We start from the raw sequence: 19,425 nt of genomic DNA on the forward strand, positions 1-19,425 counted from the left end.
TTGTTCCGCGGTTCTGTTTCATCGGTCCAGCGTCTTGCGGGTCAGGTGGCCCACCCATATCAGCAGCGCCGCCGCGTAGGCGGCCAGGATGGCGCAATCCTTCAGGATCAGCGGCCAGTAATCGCCCGCCAGGAACACCGTCTTGACCAGCTCCATGAAATACGTGGCCGGCAGCGCATGGCCGACGATGTTCACGATGGCGGGCACGTTGCGCAGGTCGAAGACGAAGCCCGACAGCATCGTTGCCGGCATGAAGCTGGCGAGGATGGCGATCTGGCTGGCCAGGAACTGATTGCGGGTGACCGCCGAGATCAGGAGCCCGATGCCCAGCGACACCAGCATGTAGAGCGTCGATCCCGCCAGCAGCGCGGCCATGGAGCCTTGCAAGGGCACCTGGAACAGGAACAGCGCCGCCACCAGGCACAGGGCCAGTCCCGCCATGCCGACGCAGAAGTAGGGAATGATCTTGGCAAGCAGCACTTCCACCGGGCGCACCGGGGTAACGAACAGCGCTTCCAGCGTGCCGCGCTCCCATTCGCGTGCCATGACCAGCGCGGTCAGGAAGGTGCCGATCAAGGTCATGATCAGCACGACCAGGCCCGGGACCAGATACCACGTGCTGTCGTTGGCGGCGTTGAACCACATGCGATCCACCACCGTGACGCTGCCGTTGCCCGACATGGACAGGCTTGCGCCGCGGTCCGCCTGCTTCTGCAGCCAGATGGCGACGGCGCCTTGCAGGTAGCCGCCTACCACCAGCGCGCGCGTGGGATCGCTGCCCGATACCAGCGTCTGCACCGTTGCATTGCCCGCGGCATAGCGGCGCGCGAAATCGCTGGGGATGCGCAGGATGGCGTCGGTTTCGTCGGCAGCCAGGGCGCGTTCGGCGTCATGCCATGAACCCGCGGGCAGGCGGGTCAGGTAAGGCGATAGCGCAATGCTGGCGGCCAGGTCATGCGCCTGTGGCGACGTGTCTTCCATCACGACCATGACGCGGGCATGCTTCACGTCCAGCGACAGGCCGTAGCCGAAGATCAGGATCAGGACGATGGGCAGCACCAGGCCGATCAGCATATTGGCGCGGTCGCGGAACAGCTGGCGCACCTCCTTGCGCGTCAGCGAGGCCAGGCGCCGCCAGAATCCGCCGCCCGTGCGCGTGGCTGGCGTGCTGTTCATGCGCGGGCCTCCGCCGGCGCGCCATTGCGCCCGCGTTCGACGATGCCGATGAAGGCATCTTCCATGGTCATCGTATGTTCCGTCGTGGCGCCCGCCTGGGCGCGGACTTCGTCGGGCGTGCCCAGCGCCAGCAGCTTGCCGGCATCCTGGATCACGATGCGGTCGCAGTATTCGGCTTCTTCCATGAAGTGCGTGGTGATGACGATCGTCGTGCCCGTCTGTGCCAGCGCGGTGATGCGGCGCCAGAACGCGCGGCGTGCCAGCGGATCGGCGCCGCTGGTGGGTTCGTCCAGGAACAGGATGTCGGGCTCATGCAGCAGGCCTACCGCCATGGCGAGCCGTTGCTTGATGCCCCCAGCCAATTGTCCGGCGGGCTGGTCCAGATGCTGGCGCAAGGCGAACTGCTCCGTGACCGCGGCGATACGTTCGCGCAGCCGCGCGCCATGCAGGCCATAGGCGCCGCCGAAAAAGCGCAGGTTTTCCGCGGCGGACAGGTCGCCGTACAGCGCGAAGGCCTGCGATACGTAGCCGATCCGCGACCGCGCCTGCGCCCGCGCCGTGCGCAGGTCCATGCCGGCCACGCGCGCCGTGCCGCCGCTGGCCGGCAACAGCCCGCACAGCATGCGGAAGGTCGTGGTCTTGCCCGCGCCGTTCGGGCCGAGCAGGCCGAAGATCTCGCCGCGCGCGACGTTGAACGTGGTGCGGTCCACCGCGGTGAAATCGCCGAACTTGCGGATCAGGTCATGGACTTCGATCGCTGGCTCGCCGGGATGCGCCGGCGCGTCCGTGACGCCGGCGGTCGGCGTCACCGAGCCGTCGGAAGAGGCGGCCGCGCTGGCCATGTCTCCGGCGTCGCCGGCCTCCTCGACGCGCGCGCGCAGCAGCACCATGAAGCCATCTTCCAGCCGGGCCGGCACGGCCCGCGCATCCGCGGCCTGGTCTCCCAGCGCGTCGATATCGCCGCCAGGGCGCAGGATGAACCGCACCTCTCCACCACGCGGGACGGCATCGACCACCTGGTCGTGACGGTCCAGCAACCGGGCCTGGCGCGCGCGCGGCGCTTCGCCGGGCGGCGCCGGCACGACGAAGCACAAGCCTTCCGCGCGCGCGGCGATGGCGGCGGGCGCGCCGCCCGCGAGCAGGCCGCCCTCATGCAGCACATGCACGCAGGCGCAGCGCTCCGCTTCGTCCATGTACGCCGTGGCGACCAGGACGGTCAGGGATTCGTCGCGCACCATCCGGTCGATGATCTCCCACAGCTCGCGCCGGGACAGCGGGTCGACGCCCACCGTGGGCTCGTCCAGCAGCAGCAGGTCGGGCGAACGCACCAGCGTGCAGGCCAACCCCAGCTTCTGCTTCATGCCGCCCGACAGCTTGCCGGCCAGGCGCCCGGTGAAGCGCGCCAGGTCCGTCATCTCGAGCAGGCGGGCGTAGCGTTCGCGCCGCGCGTCGGCCGGCACGCCATGCAGGTCGGCGTACAGGTCCAGGTTTTCCTGGACGCTGAGGTCCGTGTACAGCCCGAAACGCTGTGGCATGTAGCTGATGCGCTCCTGCACGGCCTGCGCATCGCGCGCGACGTCGTATCCGAGCACCTGTAGTTGCCCTGCGTCAGGACGCATGAGGCCGGCGACCAGCCGCAGGAAGGTGGTCTTTCCCGCGCCGTCCGGGCCGACCAGGGCGGTGACGGTGCCGCGCGCCACGTGCAGCGTGACGCCGTCCAGCGCCCGCACGTGCCGACCCGCCGTTTTCACGGCGAAGCCTTTGCCGATGTCCCGCGCGTCGATGGCCAGGCCGTCGCCGTCCATCAGCGCGCGGCTCCCGCCGTGCCGGGGTCCAGGGCGATGGCCACGGTGGCCGGCATGCCCAGGCGCAGGCGATCTTCGGGGTCTTCGACCAGCACGCGGATTTCGTACACCAGGCTGGTGCGCAGGGTTTCGGTCTGCACGTTCTTCGGCGTGAACTCCGCCACCGAAGAGATATAGCCGACCTTGCCGGCCACGGCCTGTCCGGGATAGCTGTCGGTGTAGACCTGCGCCGCCATGCCCATCTTCACGCGGCCCAGGTCCGTTTCGTTGACGTAGGCGCGTATCCATTTGGGATCGTAGACGGCCAGCGTGTAGACCGGCCGTTGGGGGGACGCCATGTCGCCGGGCTCCAGCAGCCGGGCGCGGACCACCGCGTCGCGCGGCGCTTTCAGTTCGGCCAGGTCCAGGCGATGTTGCAGCAGATCCGCCTGGGCCCGGGCGGCCTGCAGGGCGGCTTCGGCTTCGGCGATATCTTCCTTGCGCGGGCCGACCTTGGCCAGGCGCAGGCTCTGCTGGCGGTTGTCCAGCTGTGCCTGGGCCACCCGCAGGCGCGAGGCGGCATTGTCCAGGTCGTCGCGGCTGACGCCGCGGCCACCAGTGTCGCCGGCCACGCCCTGCAGGCGCTTCAACTGCCGGGCGGCAAGGTCGGCGTCGGCCTGGGCGGCGATGACTTGCGCCTGGGCCTGCTGGACTTCCTCCGGCCGCGAACCGTTCCGCAAGCGCAGCAGCGATTGCTCGCGCATCGCCACGTCGGCGCGCGCCTGCGCCAGCTCCAGCGCCAGCGTTCGGGTATCCAGCCGCGCCACGACCTGCCCGGCGCGGACGCGGTCGCCTTCGTCCACCTTCATCTCGGCGATGCGGTCGCTGCCATCGAAGGCCAGGGCGATCTGGCGGATATCGACGTTGCCGTAGAGCGTCAGGCGGTTCGGATCGGTGGGGTTGCGATTCAACGCCCAGTAGACGGCGGCGGCGGCCGCCAGCAGTACAACGACGACCAGGATGGCTGTTTTTTTCTTCATGATCGGTGGGTCGTATCCCTGGCTTGATATCTAAGTCAAATTTGGATTTGAGTTAAACTATACCTACATTTTTGCCGCATTGCACAGCGCGCGTATTGCGCTGGGTCATGCATACGAGCCTCTCCATGCCGCCCAAAAGCCCTCCCACCGCGACGCCGTCGCCCGCGCGTCCACGCGCCGACGGCGAGGCCACTCGCGTGAACATCCTCGAGGCGGCCGGCCAGCTGTTCGCCGAGCGGGGCTACGCCGACACCACCAGCAAGGCCATCTGCGCCCGGGCAAAAACCAACATTGCGGCGGTCAATTACTACTTCGGCAGCCGCGACGGGCTGTATCTCGCGCTGTTGCGCGAGGTGCATAGGCGTGTGATGAGCATGGATTTCCTGCGCGGCCTGGCCGACAGCGAGCTTTCCGCCGAGGAAAAACTGGGCGTATTCCTCGATGGCCTGGTCAGCGCCATCGTCGATGCAAGCAGTTGGCATACCCGGCTGTGGGCGCGCGAAATCGTGTCGCCTTCGCCCCTGCTGGCGCAAGTCATGCGCGAAGAAGCGATGCCCAAGTTCCAGGTGTTGAGCGGCATCGTGGCCGAGATCACCGGCTTGCCGCTCGACACGCCGGCGTTGACCTGTTGCGTGCTCAGCGTGGTGGCGCCTTGCCTGATGCTGCTGGTGCTGGCCCCGGGCGTGGAATCGCCGATGCAGGCCCTGTTCGACTGCCCGGCGGCGGAACTCGCGGCGCAGATGAAGGTGCTGGCATTGCAGGGGCTGCGCGCGGTGGCCTAAGGTCGCTTTGATACCATTGCCGTTTGTAGAACCCGCCAACACAGGACGCCGGGGAACGACGATCTCCCGGCCGCAGAATACCCATGAAGAAGTGGACCAAACGCATATCGATAGGCGTGGCGGCCGTGCTCGCCCTGGCCGTCGCGGCGGCCGCGGTCTTTCTGTTGACCTTCGATCCCAACGCCTACAAGGACCGCCTGCAGGCCTGGGTGCAGGAGCGTTATCACCGCACGCTGACCATAGAGGGGGACATCGATGCCACGCTGTTCCCGCGCCTGGGGCTGACGCTTCAGGGCGTCACGCTATCGGAGCCCAATAGCAGCGATACGTTCGCGTCGATGGAAACGGCGCGCATGTCCGTGGCGATATGGCCGCTGCTGTCGCGCCATATTATCCTGGACCACGCGAGCTTCAGTGGCGTGAAGGCACGCGTGGTGCGGGACAAGCAGGGCAGGCTGAATTTCCAGGATCTGCTGGGCGAACCCAGGCAGCCGCGTCAGGCGACGCCCGAGCCGGCGGACCAGGACCGCTCGTCCGGTCCCGCGCCCACCATCGATATCGCCGGACTGGATATCAAGGATGGCGAAATCCAGTTGCAGGACGACGCCCACGGACGCGCGCTGGTCATTTCGCAGCTGAACGCGCGGACGGGCCGCATGCGCATCGACGAACCCTTCGACGCCAGCGTGTCGGCGCACGTCCAGGGCGCCAATCCGAGGGTCGACACGGACATCGCGGGCAAGGCCGTCGTGCGCCTGGATCCCGAAGCCCAGCGCTACGAAGTGCGCGGGCTGGACCTGAAGGTGTCCGGCCAATTGCCTGACGCCAACGCCCGCAACCTGACCGCGCGCGGCAACCTGAACTATGACGGCAAGAGCGGGGTGCTGGACGCCAACGCGATCGAGCTGGTGTTCCAGGGCGATATCGCCAATGTGGAAGGCGGGACGGCCAGCGCCGACGCCAGCCTGGCGGCGGAACGCCTGCGCGCCGATCCGGCCAGTGGCGCCATCCTGGCGTCCAAGGTGGCGGTCCGCGCCAAGGGCACGCTGCCGCGCGGCCCGTTCGAATTCGCCGCCGATGCGCCGGCCCTGGATGTTTCGCCCACGGCGGCTTCCGGTGATGCCATCAGCGCGCGCGTGCGGATCGCCGGTCCGGATAGCGTGGATGCGCGGCTGGCCATCGACGGGATCAGCGGCAACAGCAGCAATCTTTCCGTCGCGCAGGCGAAGGTCGCTGCCGATATCAAGCAGGGGGGCCGCGGCTGGAACGTCAGCGCCGCGTCGCCCGTGACGCTGGACCTGCGCCAGCGCGCCGGCGCCATGCCGACGATGGCGGGCGAATTGGTCGTCACCGCGCCGGGCCTGCCGGGCGGCGCCATGCGCGTGCCGTATACGGGCGCGCTGCGGGCCGACCTGACGAAGAAGTCGGCGGAGGTTGCGCTGGATGCGCAGGTGGAGGGCGGCAAGCTGACCTTGACGGCGGATGCCACGCAGCTGGGCGCCAAGCCGGCGGTCCGTTTCGCATTGAATGCCGATACGCTGGATCTGGACAAGCTGTTGCCGGACGCGGCGGCCCGGCCATCGACGACGCCGGCCACTTCCGGGCCGGGAACCGCGCCCGCCGCGCCCGCTGCTCCGAACGCCGCGCCTGCGGCGGCCGCCCAGCCGGCCGCCGGTGCGGCAGGCCCGGCGCCCGCCACGGCCGGCGCTTCGGCCGGCGCCGCGCCGCCGGCGACGGCGGGTGTTGCCGCCGGAGCGCCCCCGTCCGCGCCGGCATCCGGCGCCGCGTCCGCGGCCGTACCCGCGCAAACCGCGGCGGCCCAGCCGGGCGCCATCGACCTGTCTGCCCTGATCGGGCCGACCGCGCAGGGCACCGTCAAGGCGGGCCGCCTCGTCGCGCAGGGGGTCACCATGCAGAACCTCGCGGCCAGCGTCAAACTGGCGCAGGGCAAGCTGGACGTCACTCCGCTCACGGCCAATCTCTACAACGGCAAGCTGGCCGGCAGCCTGGCCCTGGACGCGACGCGCGACAACGCGCTCACCACGCGCTTCACGCTGGATGGCGTGGCCATGGGCCCGTTGCTGACCGACCTGACCAAGCGATCCTCGCTGACCGGCGTGGGCAGCGTATCGGCGAACCTGAGCACCCATGGCGCCCGGTCCACGGCCATGCGCGACAACCTGGCGGGCACCCTCCAGTTGCGGTTGCGCGAAGGCGCCATCAAGGGCTTCGACGTGGCCCGCTCCTTGCGCGAGCTGAAGCAGTTGATACTCGGCGGCAAGGGCGCTGCGTCCGACGACGTCGCGGCCGATACGTCGCGCGAAACCACCTTCACCCGCATGGATGCCGACCTGGCGATTGCGGCGGGCGTGGCCACCATCAAGAAGCTGGACGTCGCGTCGCCGGTGATACGCTTGAGCGAAGGTTCACCGGCCATCATCGACCTGCCCAAGGGCACACTGGATGTCGTCGCGAACGTGCGGCTGGCCGATCCGCCGCCCGTGGATATGCGCGAGTTGCGCGGCGTGGCGGTGCCGGTGCATGTGGCCGGCCCGTACGACCAGTTGCGGTATCGGGTGGACTGGCGATCCGTGGCGGGCGACGCCGTCACGCGGACGCTGGAGCGCGCGCTGGGCGGCAAGGGCGCCGATCAGCAGGACAACGAATCGCGCCGGGATCGCTTGCGCGACCTAGGCAAGATGCTTAAGGGGATAACCGGGAAATGAGCACTCGATACCATCCCGTCGCGCACTGCGGCGGCCTGGACGATCCACGCGCCGCCGACTACGACCGCCGCTGGCTGGCGGTGAACTCCGGCGGACAATGGATCACGCGCGACGCCTGTCCGAAGCTGGCGGACATTTCGGTCGAACTGCGTTTCGGCTACCTGGTGCTGCGCGCGCCCGGCATGTTGCGCATCGATATCCCGCTGGATGTCATCGAGGACGACGACAGCGTGCGTACCGCCGTGCTGGTCGGCCAGCAGGCCGTCGACGTCGTCGACGAAGGCGAACTCGCGGCAGCATGGATATCCAATTACACGGGAATTCCATGCCGCTTGATGAAGGTGCATCCGGACATGGGGCCCGTCGACTGGCCGGAGTAAGCGCTTCGGCCTTTTCCTTTCACCCTTTGCGCATGCCGCTCATGAAGGCATGCGCGACCAGGCCGGCCGCCAGCCCCCAGAAGGCCGACCCCACGCCCCAGAACGTCATGCCGGAGGCGGTGGCCAGCAGCGTGATCAGCGCGGCTTCGCGGCCGGGCTCGTCGCGCATGGCGGCCGCCATGCCACCCATGATGGGCGCCAGCAGGGCCAGCCCCGCCAGGGCGGCGATCAAGGTCGGTGGCAAGGCCTGGAAAAACACGGCGACCGCGCCGGCCGCCACGCTCAATACGACATAGGCCACGCCATAGGCGACGGCGGCGACATAGCGCCGCGCCGGATCGGGATGCGCTTCGCGCCCCGCGCAGATGGCCGCGATGATGGCCGCCAGCGTTACGCTGTGCGCGCCGAACGGCGCCGCGACCAGTCCCACGGCACCGCTGACGGCAATGACGCGCGAAGCCGGGACGTCGCGGTAGCCCGCGGCCTGCAACACCGCCAACCCGGGCAGGTTCTGCGACGCCATGCCGACCACGAACAAGGGCACGGCCAGGCTGATGACCGCGCGCCCCGTGAAGACGGGCGTGGTCCAGACGAACTCGGTCATGTGCCATTCCGCACCGCCGAAACTCAGCAGCCCTTGTGCGGCGGCGGCCGCGAGTCCTGTCGCCAGCACGGCCAGGATGGCGTAGCGGGGCGCGCAGCGTTTGAAGATCAGGTAAACCAGCGCCATCGGCAGCACCAGCGCGGCCTGCCGGCCCATGGCGCCGAAGACGCCGATGCCGAAATTCAGCAGCACGCCGGCCAGCATGGCGGAAGCGATCTGCGGCGGGATACGGCGCGCGATCGGATCGACCCAGCCGAGCAGGCCGCACACGAGGGCCAGGGCGGCGGCCACGACGAAGGCGCCGACGGCTTCGGCAAATGGCACGCCGGCCAGCGCGGTGATCAGCAGCGCCGCGCCGGGCGTGGACCATGCCAGCACGATGGGCAGGCGCGTGCGCATGCTTAGCCACACGCCGCCCAGGCCCAGGGCCAGGCAGATCGATCCCAGCCAGGATCCGATGCGCGCGGCGTCCAGGCCGACGGTGTGGCCGGCCTGCACCATCAGCACGGCGGTGCCGCCGAAACTGACGACGACGGCGACCAGGCCGGCGACGATGGCGGAAAGGGAAAGATCGCCGCGCAGCGCGCCGGCGCGAGGGGCTGAGTCGGTTTGTACCTGCGTTTCCTGCATATGGGCTATGTGATCAGGTGCGGCCGGCCAGGTGCGGGCGGTGAGGTGCGGGCGGTGAGGTGCGGACGGTGAGGTCAGCCAGTCAGTTGCAGCCGGCCAGGCGCGGCCGGCTAGGCGTGGCCGGTCAGGCGCCGGTATTTCGCCATCAGCGCTTCCTGGCCTTCCTGCCACTGCGGGTGGATCTCTATGCATTCCACCGGACAGACCACCTTGCACTGCGGCTCGTCATGATGCCCCACGCATTCCGTGCACTTGTCGGGATCGATGACGTAATAGTCATCGCCCATCGAAATGGCTTCGTTGGGACACTGCGGCTCGCATACGTCGCAGTTGATGCATTCTTCAGTGATCGTCAGAGCCATGGTGGACAGCGGCTTCGAAAGCCGCTCGGGCTGCGCGCAGCGCGCGCGAATAGGCCTATTGTAGTGCCGGCCGCCACCATGCCCGCGCCAGCCGGCGCGCGGCTCATCGAGGCCAGCTCTGCTCGCGGTGCACCTTGGCTTTTTCCTGCAGCCAACGCTCGACCGAAGGGAAGACGAATTTGCTGACGTCCCCGCCCAGTTGAGCGATCTCGCGCACGATGGTGCCGGAAATGAACTGGTATTGGTCGGACGGCGTCATGAACAGCGTTTCGACGTCCGGCAGCAGGTGACGATTCATGCCCGCCATCTGGAATTCATATTCGAAGTCGGACACGGCGCGCAGGCCGCGCACGATCACGCGGCCATTCTGTTCGCGCACGAAATCCTTCAGCAGGCCGCCGAAGCTCTCGACGCGCACATTGGGGTAGTGGCCGAGGACTTCGCGCGCGATCGCGACGCGTTCTTCGATATTGAAAAAGGGCTTCTTGTTGCGGCTATGGGCAACGCCGACCACGACCTCGTCGAACAGCGCGGCGGCGCGCCGTACGAGGTCCTCGTGACCGCGGGTGAGCGGGTCGAATGTGCCGGGGTAAACAGCGATGATCATGCGTCCTCCCTTGATTTATGGGTATGTCGCCTCTCCGAACCGACGATTATTGATCTATTTCTGCATTGCAGCAAACCGTAGTAGCGCATAGTGGACAGCACCGGCACGGTCCTTACGCAACATTTCGAATTGTGGAGCGGCCAGCACGTCCTGCGGCAGCTCGGCTTCGCTTTCGACGTACACCAGCGCATCTTCGGCCAGGACGCCCGGCAGCAGGGGCGCGACCCGTTCCAGCCAGCCCTGGTTGAATGGCGGATCCAGCAGCACCAGGTCGTAGCGCGACGCGTCCATGCGACGCAGGACTTCCATGGCATCGCCCGCGTGGATGCGTATCTGGCTGGCGCCCAGCTTGTCGCGGACGGCGCGCAGGGCGGCCAGGGCGGCCTTGTCGCGTTCCACCATCTGCACGTGCGCCACGCCGCGCGAAGCGGCCTCGAAGCCCAGCGCGCCACTGCCGGCGAACAGATCCAGCACGCTTTTGCCGGCGAAGTCGCCATCCCAGAAATAGTGCAGCCAGTTGAACAGCGTTTCGCGGACCCGGTCCGGTGTCGGCCGCAGCCCGGCCGTATCGATCACTGCAATCGGCGTGCGCCGGTATTGGCCGCCGACGATGCGAATATACTTGGTCGTCATGCTGAATTTCTTCAAGAAAAAATCCCCCGCGCCCGCCCCTGAGCCCGCGCAGGCTCCCCAGCCTGCCGAGCCGGCCGGCCGCGACTCCCAGGATCACGTCCCGCCCGCCACGGCGCCCGAAGCCGCGCCGCGGCTTCCGGATGAGCACGCCCCGTGGCCGGCGGCCAGGGTGGAACCCGCCATCGACCTGGGCGGCACGTCCGCGCGGGTTCCGGGCGCCGGTACCGCGGGCGTATCCGCCGCGCCGGCGCCTGCCGTGGCGACGCCCGGACCAGGGACGTCCAGCGTAGCCGCGCCGACACCGCTGGCGGTGCCGGCGGCGCCCCCGGACCTGCCTTCCGCCGCGACGCCGGCTCAGACCACGTCCGCCGCGGCTCCGGTCGAGCAGGCCGGCAAAAAATCCTGGCTGCAGCGCCTCAAGCAGGGCCTGTCGCGTACCGGCCAGAGCATCGGCGGCCTGTTCGTCGGCGTCAAGGTCGACGAAAACCTGTTCGAGGAACTGGAAACGGCGCTCATTATGGCCGATGCCGGCGTTGAAGCCACCGAGACGCTGTTGAACGCGCTGCGCGCCCGCGTCAAGAAAGAGCGCATCGAAGACGCCGCCCGAGTGCGCGAAGTACTGCGCCAGATCCTGGCCGACCATCTGCGGCCGCTGGAACGCCGGTTCGAGCTGGGCCGGGCGGCCCCGCTGGTGATCATGATCGCCGGCGTGAACGGCGCCGGCAAGACGACCTCCATCGGCAAACTGGCCAACACCTTCCAGCAGCAGGGCGCCAGCGTGCTGCTGGCCGCTGGGGATACCTTCCGCGCCGCCGCCCGCCAGCAATTGATGGAATGGGGCGCCCGCAACAATGTCACGGTGATCGCCCAGGAAGGCGGCGACCCCGCCGCGGTGGCATTCGATGCCGTCAACGCCGGCCGCGCCCGGGGCGTGGGGGTGGTGATGGTCGATACCGCCGGGCGCCTGCCGACGCAGTTGCACCTGATGGAAGAACTCAAGAAGATCCGCCGTGTCGTCGGCAAGGCCGATCCCGCGGCGCCCCATGAAGTGCTGCTGGTGGTCGACGGCAATACGGGCCAGAACGCCCTGGCGCAGATACGGGCCTTCGATGCGGCGATCAATCTGACCGGCCTGGTGGTGACCAAGCTGGACGGCACGGCCAAGGGCGGCACGCTGGCCGCGGTGGCCGCCGGCAGCCAGGGGGTACGCCCGGTTCCGGTCTACTGGATAGGGGTGGGCGAAGGCCTGGAAGACCTCCAGCCCTTCGTCGCCGACGAGTTCGCCGCCGCCTTGCTGGGCATGTCGAACTGAACTGATCCGAACCGAACCGCCGCCGACGCGCGGCGGTTCCCGCTTATCGCCAGAATCGCTTCGCCGCGCCCAGCTTGGCGAAAGCCCGCTGGGCCTCGCCGGTCAGCTTTTCCTGCCTGGCGCTGATCCAGCCCAGGGCGAACCACGCCTGCGGATGGCGGCTGCTCCACTGGCGATACAGATCATGCGCGACCGACAGATCGTTCATCTCGCCCAACACGTCCTGCACCGCCGCCAGGCGGCGCCGGTAGTCGCGCATCCGGTTCGCCGGCAGCAGGGATTCCGCGAAGCTCAGGCCGTAGCGCAGGCGCTTGGCGCGTTTGCGCAGATCGTGGCGCGTCGGGATATCCAGTTCGGCGAACCGCTGGCCTTCCGCCAGCACCTGCTTGTGCCATTTGCGTAGCCGGCGCCCCAACAGGGTAGGCAGGTCACGCGGTTCGCGCGGGGTCAGCGGGATGATGGTGGGATGGATGATCTCCGGGTCGTGCGCGGGCGTACCGGCGTAAACGCCATTGCCGCCGGCCCTGTCGACGTCCTGGGCGCCGGCATCTGCCGCATCGATGGCGCCGCCCCCGCTGTCCTTGCCTGCCGCGCTGGCCGCACCGTCCTCGGCGGCGGCGAGCAGGCCACCGGGCAATCTGAGGCTCTTGTGCGCGTTCCCGCCCGGGGCGGCACCACCCGCCATCGCGGTTTCCAATGTTTCCGGCGCGGGGCGCACGTCCAGCGTCCACTCCAGCATGTCCAGCAGCCAGCCCTGGAAGGCCTTGCCGGCGGCGGTGTCGCGCGCCGCCACCGGGGCCGTATCGGACCCCGGTATCGGAAAGGTGGGCATGCCGGCTTTCACCAGCGCCGGGATGATGGACTCCTGCAGCACGTCCTGGTCGCGATTGGCGCCGAAGGCCGCGAAGTATTCCCGCAGGGCGTTTTGCGCGTCATCCGACGGCAATTCGGCCCAGCCGCGGAAAAGGCGCCAGGCCGATCGCAGGCGGCGTATGCCCACCCGAAGCTGGTGCACGTGTTCCGGCTGGCCGGCGCCATAGACGTCCAGCGTATCGACTTCGGCCAGCATCGCGGCGTTGCGCATGATCTGGTTCAGGCATTCGCTCGCGACCGCCGCCAGGCCCTGCGGGGGCGTCATGCCCGGCGACAGGTGGATGGGCTTGGTGGCGCGCGGCCCCCAGAATTCCGCGATCGCCGCCTTGCGCGCGTCTTCCGTCAGGCCTGGCCGAGCCAGCGTATGTGCCAACTGCGCCAGGCTGTCGCCGCGTTCCGACTTGCTGCGGGGATCCAGTACCAGGCCATGGCGAGGCAGCCAGGTGCGCGCCGTGGCGAAGATGGCGGCAGGACGGCCCGACATCAGTTCGAATTCGACTTCGGAGATGGGCAGCTCGAACTCGCCCGCGCGCAGCACGCCCTGGTCGTAGGCGATCTCCACCGTGCCCTGCCGCGTGCGCGTCTTGCGGACCAGGCGGATGACGTCCGTCTCGTAGCGGAGTTCCAGTTCGCCCTTCAGCGCGGCCAGCGCGTCATGGACTTCGGTGCCGGCATAGACGGACAGGTCCAGGATGGGCCCGGGGCGGGGATGATTCATCTCCACGCGCGTGATCGCGTTGGCCCCGGGGGTTTTCAAGGTCTGCACCCAGTTGCGACCCTCGCGCCGCAGGCGGATGGCGATCCGGGCCCGCGCCAGTTCGCGTTCCGGGGTGTCGAAATACATCGCATGCAGGGGTACGCGTTCCGCGCCCGCCTGCCTGAGTTCTCGTTCGACGTTAGCCCGGGCCGCCGCAGGCACGTGCAGCTTCAGTTCCTGTTCCGACATGACGTTCCGCAAAACAAAGTGACCCGCGATAGTACCCATCCGTTGATTGGATAGTGATGACGTGTCATAAATTCGTCATTCGCACGCGGTTGACGGGGAGTTCGGGGTGCGCATGCCGTCTGCGCTCCGCCGCGGAGCGGTAAAATCGGTTTTTTCCGCCCGCCTGTCGCCGTCATGTCCGCCCAGCTTACTCCCGCCGCGTCCGCCGCCGAAGCCGAATCCTTCGGCATCGCCTCGGTCGCCGAAATCATCGCCGAGCTGCGCGCCGGGCGCATCGTCATTCTGGTCGACGAAGAAGACCGGGAAAACGAAGGCGACCTGGTCATGGCGGCGGAATTCGTCACGCCGGAGGCCATCAACTTCATGGTCACCCACGGCCGCGGCCTGGTCTGCCTGACGCTGACGGAAGAACGCTGTCGCCAGCTGGACCTGCCGCTGATGGCCACCCGCAACGGCACTCGCTTTGGCACCAATTTCACCGTGTCGATCGAGGCCGCGGAAGGCGTGGAAACCGGCATTTCGGCCGCCGACCGCGCCCGCACCATACGCGTGGCCGTGGCGCGCGACGCCAAGCCGGCCGATCTGGTGCAGCCTGGCCATATCTTCCCCGTACGCGCCGTGCCTGGCGGCGTCCTGGTCCGGGCCGGCCATACCGAAGCCGGCTGCGACCTGACCGCCATGGCGGGCCTGACCCCGGCCGCCGTCATCTGCGAAATCCTGAAGCCGGACGGCACGATGGCGCGCCTGCCCGACCTGGTGGCGTTCGCCCAGGCGCACGACCTGAAGATAGGCACCATCGCCGACCTGATCCAGTACCGCAGCGAGCACGAATCCATCATCCAGCGGCTGGGCGAGCGCCCGATGCGTACGCCGTGGGGCACCTTCCGCTCGGTTGCGTATCGCGACACCGCCACGCAATCCATCCACCTGGCCCTGGTGCACGGCGACATCGACCCGCAGCGCGAAACCCTGGTGCGGGTGCACGAACCCGCGTCGCTGCTGGATGTCCTGGACATGGGCGCCAGCCAGCACAGCTGGGGCGTGGCGCAGGCCCTGCAGACCATCGCCACCGCGCCGGCCGGCGTGGTGGTGCTGATGAATTGCCAGGCGGGCGGCGAACACCTGTCCGACCAGATCGCCGCCTGGGGCGAGCCCGCCAGTGGCGCCAGGGACGAATCCCGCGCCGACCGCGTGGGGCTGCGCACCTATGGCATCGGCGCCCAGATCCTGCGCGACCTGAACGTCGGCCAGATGAAATTGCTGGCGCGGCCGCGCCGGATGCCCAGCATGGCGGGCTTCGCCCTGTCGATTACAGGTTACGATTGCGACCCTCCCGCGTCCCCGGTACGCTAGGCGCACAGGCTTTACTCGCGGGTGCCGCCTTCCGGCACCCGCCGCTTCCATCTTTTGCGACCACCGCCGCAACCCTATAAGGCAGTCATCGATGAATCCCTACACCTTATCCCCCGACATGAACGGCGAGGGGCTGCACATCGGCATCGTCCGCGCCCGGTTCAACGAGGAGATCGGCCAGGCCGAACAGGAAGCTTGCCTGGAAGAACTGGCCAAGCTGGGTGTCGACGAACGCGACGTCATGCTGGTTTCCGTGCCGGGTGCGCTGGAACTGGGCGTCACGCTGGCGCGCATGGCCGAAACCTATGAATTCGACGCCCTGATCGCACTGGGCGCGGTGATCCGTGGGGAAACCTACCATTTCGAGGTCGTCAGCAACGAAATGGCCGCCGCGATCACCCGTATTTCCGTGGAAACCGGCATCCCCATCGCCAACGGCGTGTTGACGGTCGATACCGACGAACAGGCCGAAGCCCGCGCGCCTGGCAAGGGCCGCGACTGCGCCCAGGTCGCCGTCGAGATGGCCAACCTGATCGCCGCCCTCGAACCCGAAGAAGACGACGAGGACGAGGAAGAAGAGGACGAAGATTTCGACGAAGAAGAAGACGATGACAACCGCCGCTGATCAAGCCGCCCAGGTACGCGCCAACGCGCGCAGCGCGCGTCGCCGCGCCCGCGAATTCGCCCTGCAGGGCGTCTATGCCTGGCTGCTGCGCGGCGGCGAAGGCACCCAGGACGCCGGCGAAATCGACGCCCATCTGCGCGATGCCGAGGATTTTTCCGAAGCCGATGCGCAGTGGTTCAAAACCCTGCTGCACGGTGTGCTGCGTGAAGCGCCCGACCTGCGCGAGCGCTTCACGCCCTTCATCGACAGGCCGCTGAACGAGCTGTCGCCGGTCGAACACGGCATACTGTTGATCGGCAGCTACGAGCTGGTGCACCACGTCGAAGTCCCGTACAAGGTCGCCATCAACGAGGCCGTCGAACTGGCCAAGTCCTTTGGCGGTACCGACGGCTTCAAGTTCGTGAACGGCGTGCTGGACAAGCTGGCGGCGGACGTACGGGCCAAGGAAGTCGCGGCGGCCGCGCGCCGCTGATCCCGACGGAACCAGCTCGCGCGGCGTCGATCCATTGCAAGGAATCCGCGTGGCTTCCGAGTTCGACCTGATAGACCGGTACTTCAAGCGCGCCGCCCCGCCTGGCATGCTGGGCGTCGGCGACGATTGCGCGCTGTTCGGCGTGCCGGCCGGCATGCAGGTGGCGACCAGTACCGACCTGTTGATCGAAGGCCGGCATTTCTTTCCGGACGTCGATCCACGCGCCCTCGGGCACAAGGCGCTGGCGGTGAACGTATCGGACCTTGCCGCGATGGGCGCACGGCCCATCGGCTGCCTGCTGGGGCTGGCGCTGCCGGAAGCCAGGGAGCCCTGGCTGGCGGCCTTCGCCCAGGGCTTCCATGCCATGGCCGACCAGGCAGGCTGCCCGCTGATAGGCGGCGACACGACGGGCAATCCCGGCGCGCTCGCCATCAGCGTGACGGTGTTTGGCGCGGTCCGGCCGGAAGCCGCCTTGCGCCGCGACGGTGCGCGGGTGGGTGACGATATCTGGGTGTCGGGCACCTTGGGCGATGCCGATATCGCCTATCGGCTGCTGGGCGGCCACATGCCCGCCGACGAGGCGCTGCTGGCGCGCACGCGCACGGCGCTGGAATGGCCGCAGCCACGTTACACCCTGGGTCCGGCCCTGGCCGGCGTCGCCCACGCGGCCATCGACATCTCCGACGGGCTGCTGCAGGACCTGGGCCACATCCTGAAGGCCAGCGGCGTCGGCGCCCGGTTGGCGCTGGATGCCATGCCGGTTTCCACCGCGCTGGCGGATCTGCCGCCCGCCCGCGTGCGGCACGCCGTGCTGGCCGGTGGCGACGTTTATGAATTGTGCTTTACGGCCCCTCCCGACCGCGCCGACGCCGTCCGCCGCATCGGCGCCGAATGCGGGGTGGCGGTGAGCCGCATCGGCGTCGTCGATGCCGGCGGCCAGCTCGTGGTGCTGGATGCGGACGGCACCCCGTTGCGCGACCTTCCCCGCGGTTTCGATCACTTCCGTTCCTCATGAATCACACTACGCCGGATCCAGATCCCGTTTCCATGCGGGCACGCGCCCGCGTCGCTTTCCCGTCCTTTTCGTGGATATCGAAGACCCCAAGCCGCTTCGTCGCCTTCGGCCTGGGCTCGGGCCTGATCCGGCCGGCCTCGGGTACCTGGGGCACCCTGCTGGCCTGGATCCTGTGGCTGCCCGCGGCGCACTGGCTCGGCGACCTGGCGTTGGGCCTGCTAATTGCTCTGGCGATCGTCTATGGATGCTGGGCTTGTCATCGTGCGGGCCAGGAACTCGGCGAACCCGATCATGTCGGTATGGTCTGGGACGAAATGGCCGCCTTCTGGCTGGTGTTGTGGCTGGTGCCGAGCGGGTGGGTGGCGCAACTTTGCGCCTTTGTCCTGTTCCGTGTTTTCGACATCGTCAAGCCGCCGCCCATCCGCTATTTTGATGCGCGCATGAAGAACGGTATTGGTGTGATGTGGGATGACTTGCTGGCGGCGGCTTATGCGCTGCTGGTCATGGCAATTGCAGTGCGTATGGGAGCATTTCAATGACGACGTTCGACAGCAATACGATCAACCTGGCCGCCGCGCTGGGGCGGGAACTGAAGCGCCGCAACTGGATGATGGGTACGGCCGAATCCTGCACCGGCGGGCTGGTCGCCGGCGCCATCACGGCGGTCGCGGGCTCCAGCGCCTGGTTCGACCGAGGCTTCGTCACCTACAGCAACGAAGCCAAGGTCGTCGACCTGCAGGTATCGCCGGATACGCTGAACCTGTATGGCGCCGTCAGCGAACCCGTGGCCCAGGAAATGGCCAACGGCGTATTGCTGGAATCCCTGGGCGCGCACGTGGCGGTGTCCACCACGGGCATCGCCGGGCCGGAAGGCGGAACGCCCGGCAAGCCCGTGGGCATGGTGTGCTTCGGTTTCGCGGTGCGCGTGGGCAGCGGCATCACCACCCGCGCCGCCACGCACGTATTCACCGGCGACCGCGCGCAGATCCGCGAGCAGGCGGTGGCGTTCGCCCTGCTGGGCCTGCTCGAAACCATAGGCGCCAGGGTCGAGGAACCGGCACCCACGCTGGTCTGATCGCTGCTGCCCTATCGCGGCCCTGTCGCGTCCTGATGGCGGCCCGGCATCGCATGACGATGCCGGGCCGTTGTCATGTCCGATCGAAAAGGACCGCCGACGTCAGCGCACCGCGTTGATGGCGTCGCGCAGGTCCTTGGCGGCCGCGCCCGCGGCTTCACGCCAATCCTTGCCGCCCGACGCGTACAGGATGGCGCGGGACGAACTGATCAACATGCCTGTCCCGTGCGCATCGCGCGCATTGGTCACGGTGGCCGTCACGTCGCCGCCCTGCGCGCCTATGCCCGGTATCAGCAGCGGGACGGCATCGCCCACGCGCTGGCGCACCGAGGCAAGCTCGTTGGGATAGGTGGCGCCCACCACCAGGCCGCATTGGCCGTGGCTGTTCCATTTATCCGCGACCAGGCCGGCCACGTGCAGGTATAGCGGTTCGCCTTCTTCCGTTTTCAGGAACTGCAGGTCCGAGCCGCCGGGGTTGGAGGTGCGGCACAGGACGAACACGCCGCGATCGGTCCAGCGCAGATAGGGTTCGACCGAATCCAGGCCCATGTACGGGCTGACGGTCACGCAATGCGCGTTGTAGCGCTCGAAGGCCTCGCGTGCGTACTGTTCCGCGGTGGAGCCGATATCGCCGCGCTTGGCGTCGAGCACGATGGCATGGTCCGGATGCCGTTCGCGGATGTGCGCGCACAGCGCCTCCAACTGGTCTTCCGCCCGCGCCGCGGCGAAGTAGGCGATCTGCGGTTTGAAGCTGCAGGCGTAGGGTGCCGTCGCGTCCACGATGTCGCGGCAGAAACGGAAGATGGCGTCCGGCTCCCCGTCCAGTTCATGGGGCAGCCTTTGCACGTCTGGATCCAGGCCGACCGTCAGCAGCGAGCCGGAGGACTCCCAGGCGGCGTCGAGTTTTTCTTTGAAATTCATCGTCAGTGGAATGTTGCGCGTCGGTGAACCGCGCCAGTGTACCGCCTGCCTAGACCGCCCCAGTCACGGGGGATGGTCGCCATCAGGCGTGCCACCTGTCGAGGCAGTC

The 19,425-nt window shown here is 68.2% G+C and carries 19 protein-coding genes; 10 read left to right on the forward strand and 9 right to left on the reverse strand.

From position 1 onward, the window contains the following. Window positions 1–18: 18 nt before the first annotated feature. From CAL12_RS02900 to CAL12_RS02910, 3 genes are read right to left on the reverse strand one after another with little or no spacing between them, the layout of a single operon-like run. A complete protein-coding gene (locus CAL12_RS02900; RefSeq protein ID WP_086063104.1) occupies window positions 19–1,176 on the reverse strand; it encodes an ABC transporter permease in 1,158 nt (385 codons plus the stop codon). Beyond that, window positions 1,173–2,981, reverse strand: coding sequence for an ATP-binding cassette domain-containing protein (locus CAL12_RS02905; RefSeq protein WP_086063105.1), 1,809 nt, complete (start codon window positions 2,979–2,981; stop codon window positions 1,173–1,175). Before CAL12_RS02905 ends, CAL12_RS02900 begins: the two co-directional genes overlap by 4 nt. Beyond that, the gene (locus CAL12_RS02910) at window positions 2,981–4,000 is read right to left on the reverse strand and encodes an HlyD family efflux transporter periplasmic adaptor subunit (protein WP_086063106.1); all 1,020 of its coding nucleotides are present in this window, start codon (window positions 3,998–4,000) and stop codon (window positions 2,981–2,983) included. Before CAL12_RS02910 ends, CAL12_RS02905 begins: the two co-directional genes overlap by 1 nt. Before the next feature lie 125 nt (window positions 4,001–4,125). On the opposite strand from CAL12_RS02910, the gene CAL12_RS02915 reads away from it, so the two are divergent. The 3 genes from CAL12_RS02915 to CAL12_RS02925 all read left to right on the forward strand — a co-directional run bounded on the left by CAL12_RS02915 (window position 4,126) and on the right by CAL12_RS02925 (window position 7,888). Then, the gene (locus CAL12_RS02915; RefSeq protein WP_086063107.1) at window positions 4,126–4,782 is read left to right on the forward strand and encodes a TetR/AcrR family transcriptional regulator; all 657 of its coding nucleotides are present in this window, start codon (window positions 4,126–4,128) and stop codon (window positions 4,780–4,782) included. 83 nt (window positions 4,783–4,865) lie between these two features. Further along, entirely contained in the window at window positions 4,866–7,508 is a 2,643-nt protein-coding gene (locus CAL12_RS02920; RefSeq protein WP_086063108.1) for an AsmA family protein, read from the forward strand. Beyond that, a complete protein-coding gene (locus CAL12_RS02925; protein ID WP_086063109.1) occupies window positions 7,505–7,888 on the forward strand; it encodes an MOSC N-terminal beta barrel domain-containing protein in 384 nt (127 codons plus the stop codon). Before CAL12_RS02920 ends, CAL12_RS02925 begins: the two co-directional genes overlap by 4 nt. Window positions 7,889–7,907: 19 nt before the next feature. Here CAL12_RS02925 and CAL12_RS02930 read toward each other — a convergent pair whose 3' ends face one another. The 4 genes from CAL12_RS02930 to rsmD form a co-directional block, all read right to left on the reverse strand. Further along, entirely contained in the window at window positions 7,908–9,122 is a 1,215-nt protein-coding gene (locus CAL12_RS02930; RefSeq protein ID WP_086063110.1) for a benzoate/H(+) symporter BenE family transporter, read from the reverse strand. A 110-nt stretch (window positions 9,123–9,232) separates the two neighbouring features. Then, window positions 9,233–9,484, reverse strand: coding sequence for a YfhL family 4Fe-4S dicluster ferredoxin (locus CAL12_RS02935; RefSeq protein ID WP_086063111.1), 252 nt, complete (start codon window positions 9,482–9,484; stop codon window positions 9,233–9,235). A gap of 103 nt (window positions 9,485–9,587) precedes the next feature. Next, window positions 9,588–10,091, reverse strand: coding sequence for a pantetheine-phosphate adenylyltransferase (coaD, locus tag CAL12_RS02940; RefSeq protein WP_086063112.1), 504 nt, complete (start codon window positions 10,089–10,091; stop codon window positions 9,588–9,590). Between the two features lie 54 nt (window positions 10,092–10,145). Next, window positions 10,146–10,724 carry a 16S rRNA (guanine(966)-N(2))-methyltransferase RsmD gene (gene rsmD, locus CAL12_RS02945; protein WP_086063113.1) on the reverse strand — a complete coding sequence of 193 codons (579 nt, stop codon included), beginning with the start codon at window positions 10,722–10,724 and terminating at the stop codon, window positions 10,146–10,148. Between rsmD and ftsY the strand changes: the two genes are divergently transcribed. Further along, on the forward strand, window positions 10,723–12,036 hold the full coding sequence (ftsY, locus tag CAL12_RS02950) for a signal recognition particle-docking protein FtsY (RefSeq protein WP_086063114.1): 1,314 nt from the start codon (window positions 10,723–10,725) through the stop codon (window positions 12,034–12,036). The two genes, rsmD and ftsY, sit on opposite strands and share 2 nt — an antisense overlap. A gap of 43 nt (window positions 12,037–12,079) precedes the next feature. Here the strand turns inward: ftsY and CAL12_RS02955 are convergent, their stop codons facing one another. After that, the gene (locus CAL12_RS02955; RefSeq protein ID WP_086063115.1) at window positions 12,080–13,855 is read right to left on the reverse strand and encodes a CYTH and CHAD domain-containing protein; all 1,776 of its coding nucleotides are present in this window, start codon (window positions 13,853–13,855) and stop codon (window positions 12,080–12,082) included. Between the two features lie 174 nt (window positions 13,856–14,029). Here CAL12_RS02955 and ribBA point away from each other — a divergent pair, with 174 nt between their 5' ends. From ribBA to CAL12_RS02985, 6 genes are all read left to right on the forward strand, one after another. Beyond that, window positions 14,030–15,208, forward strand: coding sequence for a bifunctional 3,4-dihydroxy-2-butanone-4-phosphate synthase/GTP cyclohydrolase II (gene ribBA / locus CAL12_RS02960; RefSeq protein WP_086063116.1), 1,179 nt, complete (start codon window positions 14,030–14,032; stop codon window positions 15,206–15,208). Window positions 15,209–15,299: 91 nt separating this feature from the next. Next, window positions 15,300–15,833: a 6,7-dimethyl-8-ribityllumazine synthase gene (gene ribH, locus CAL12_RS02965; RefSeq protein ID WP_086063117.1), complete on the forward strand. Its 534-nt coding sequence runs from the start codon at window positions 15,300–15,302 to the stop codon at window positions 15,831–15,833. After that, window positions 15,817–16,305, forward strand: a complete 489-nt coding sequence (gene nusB / locus CAL12_RS02970) for a transcription antitermination factor NusB (protein ID WP_086063118.1) — start codon at window positions 15,817–15,819, stop codon at window positions 16,303–16,305. The genes ribH and nusB overlap by 17 nt, the downstream gene beginning before the upstream one ends. A gap of 49 nt (window positions 16,306–16,354) precedes the next feature. After that, entirely contained in the window at window positions 16,355–17,320 is a 966-nt protein-coding gene (gene thiL, locus CAL12_RS02975; RefSeq protein ID WP_086063119.1) for a thiamine-phosphate kinase, read from the forward strand. Between the two features lie 32 nt (window positions 17,321–17,352). Further along, window positions 17,353–17,859, forward strand: a complete 507-nt coding sequence (locus CAL12_RS02980) for a phosphatidylglycerophosphatase A family protein (protein WP_086063120.1) — start codon at window positions 17,353–17,355, stop codon at window positions 17,857–17,859. After that, entirely contained in the window at window positions 17,856–18,395 is a 540-nt protein-coding gene (locus CAL12_RS02985; protein ID WP_086063121.1) for a CinA family protein, read from the forward strand. The genes CAL12_RS02980 and CAL12_RS02985 overlap by 4 nt, the downstream gene beginning before the upstream one ends. 102 nt (window positions 18,396–18,497) lie before the next feature. Here CAL12_RS02985 and pyrF read toward each other — a convergent pair whose 3' ends face one another. Beyond that, window positions 18,498–19,316 (reverse strand): orotidine-5'-phosphate decarboxylase, encoded by an 819-nt coding sequence (gene pyrF / locus CAL12_RS02990; RefSeq protein ID WP_086063122.1) that lies wholly within the window; start codon window positions 19,314–19,316, stop codon window positions 18,498–18,500. Window positions 19,317–19,425 lie beyond the last annotated feature (109 nt).

Source organism: Bordetella genomosp. 8, assembly GCF_002119685.1.
Classification (GTDB): domain Bacteria; phylum Pseudomonadota; class Gammaproteobacteria; order Burkholderiales; family Burkholderiaceae_B; genus Bordetella_C.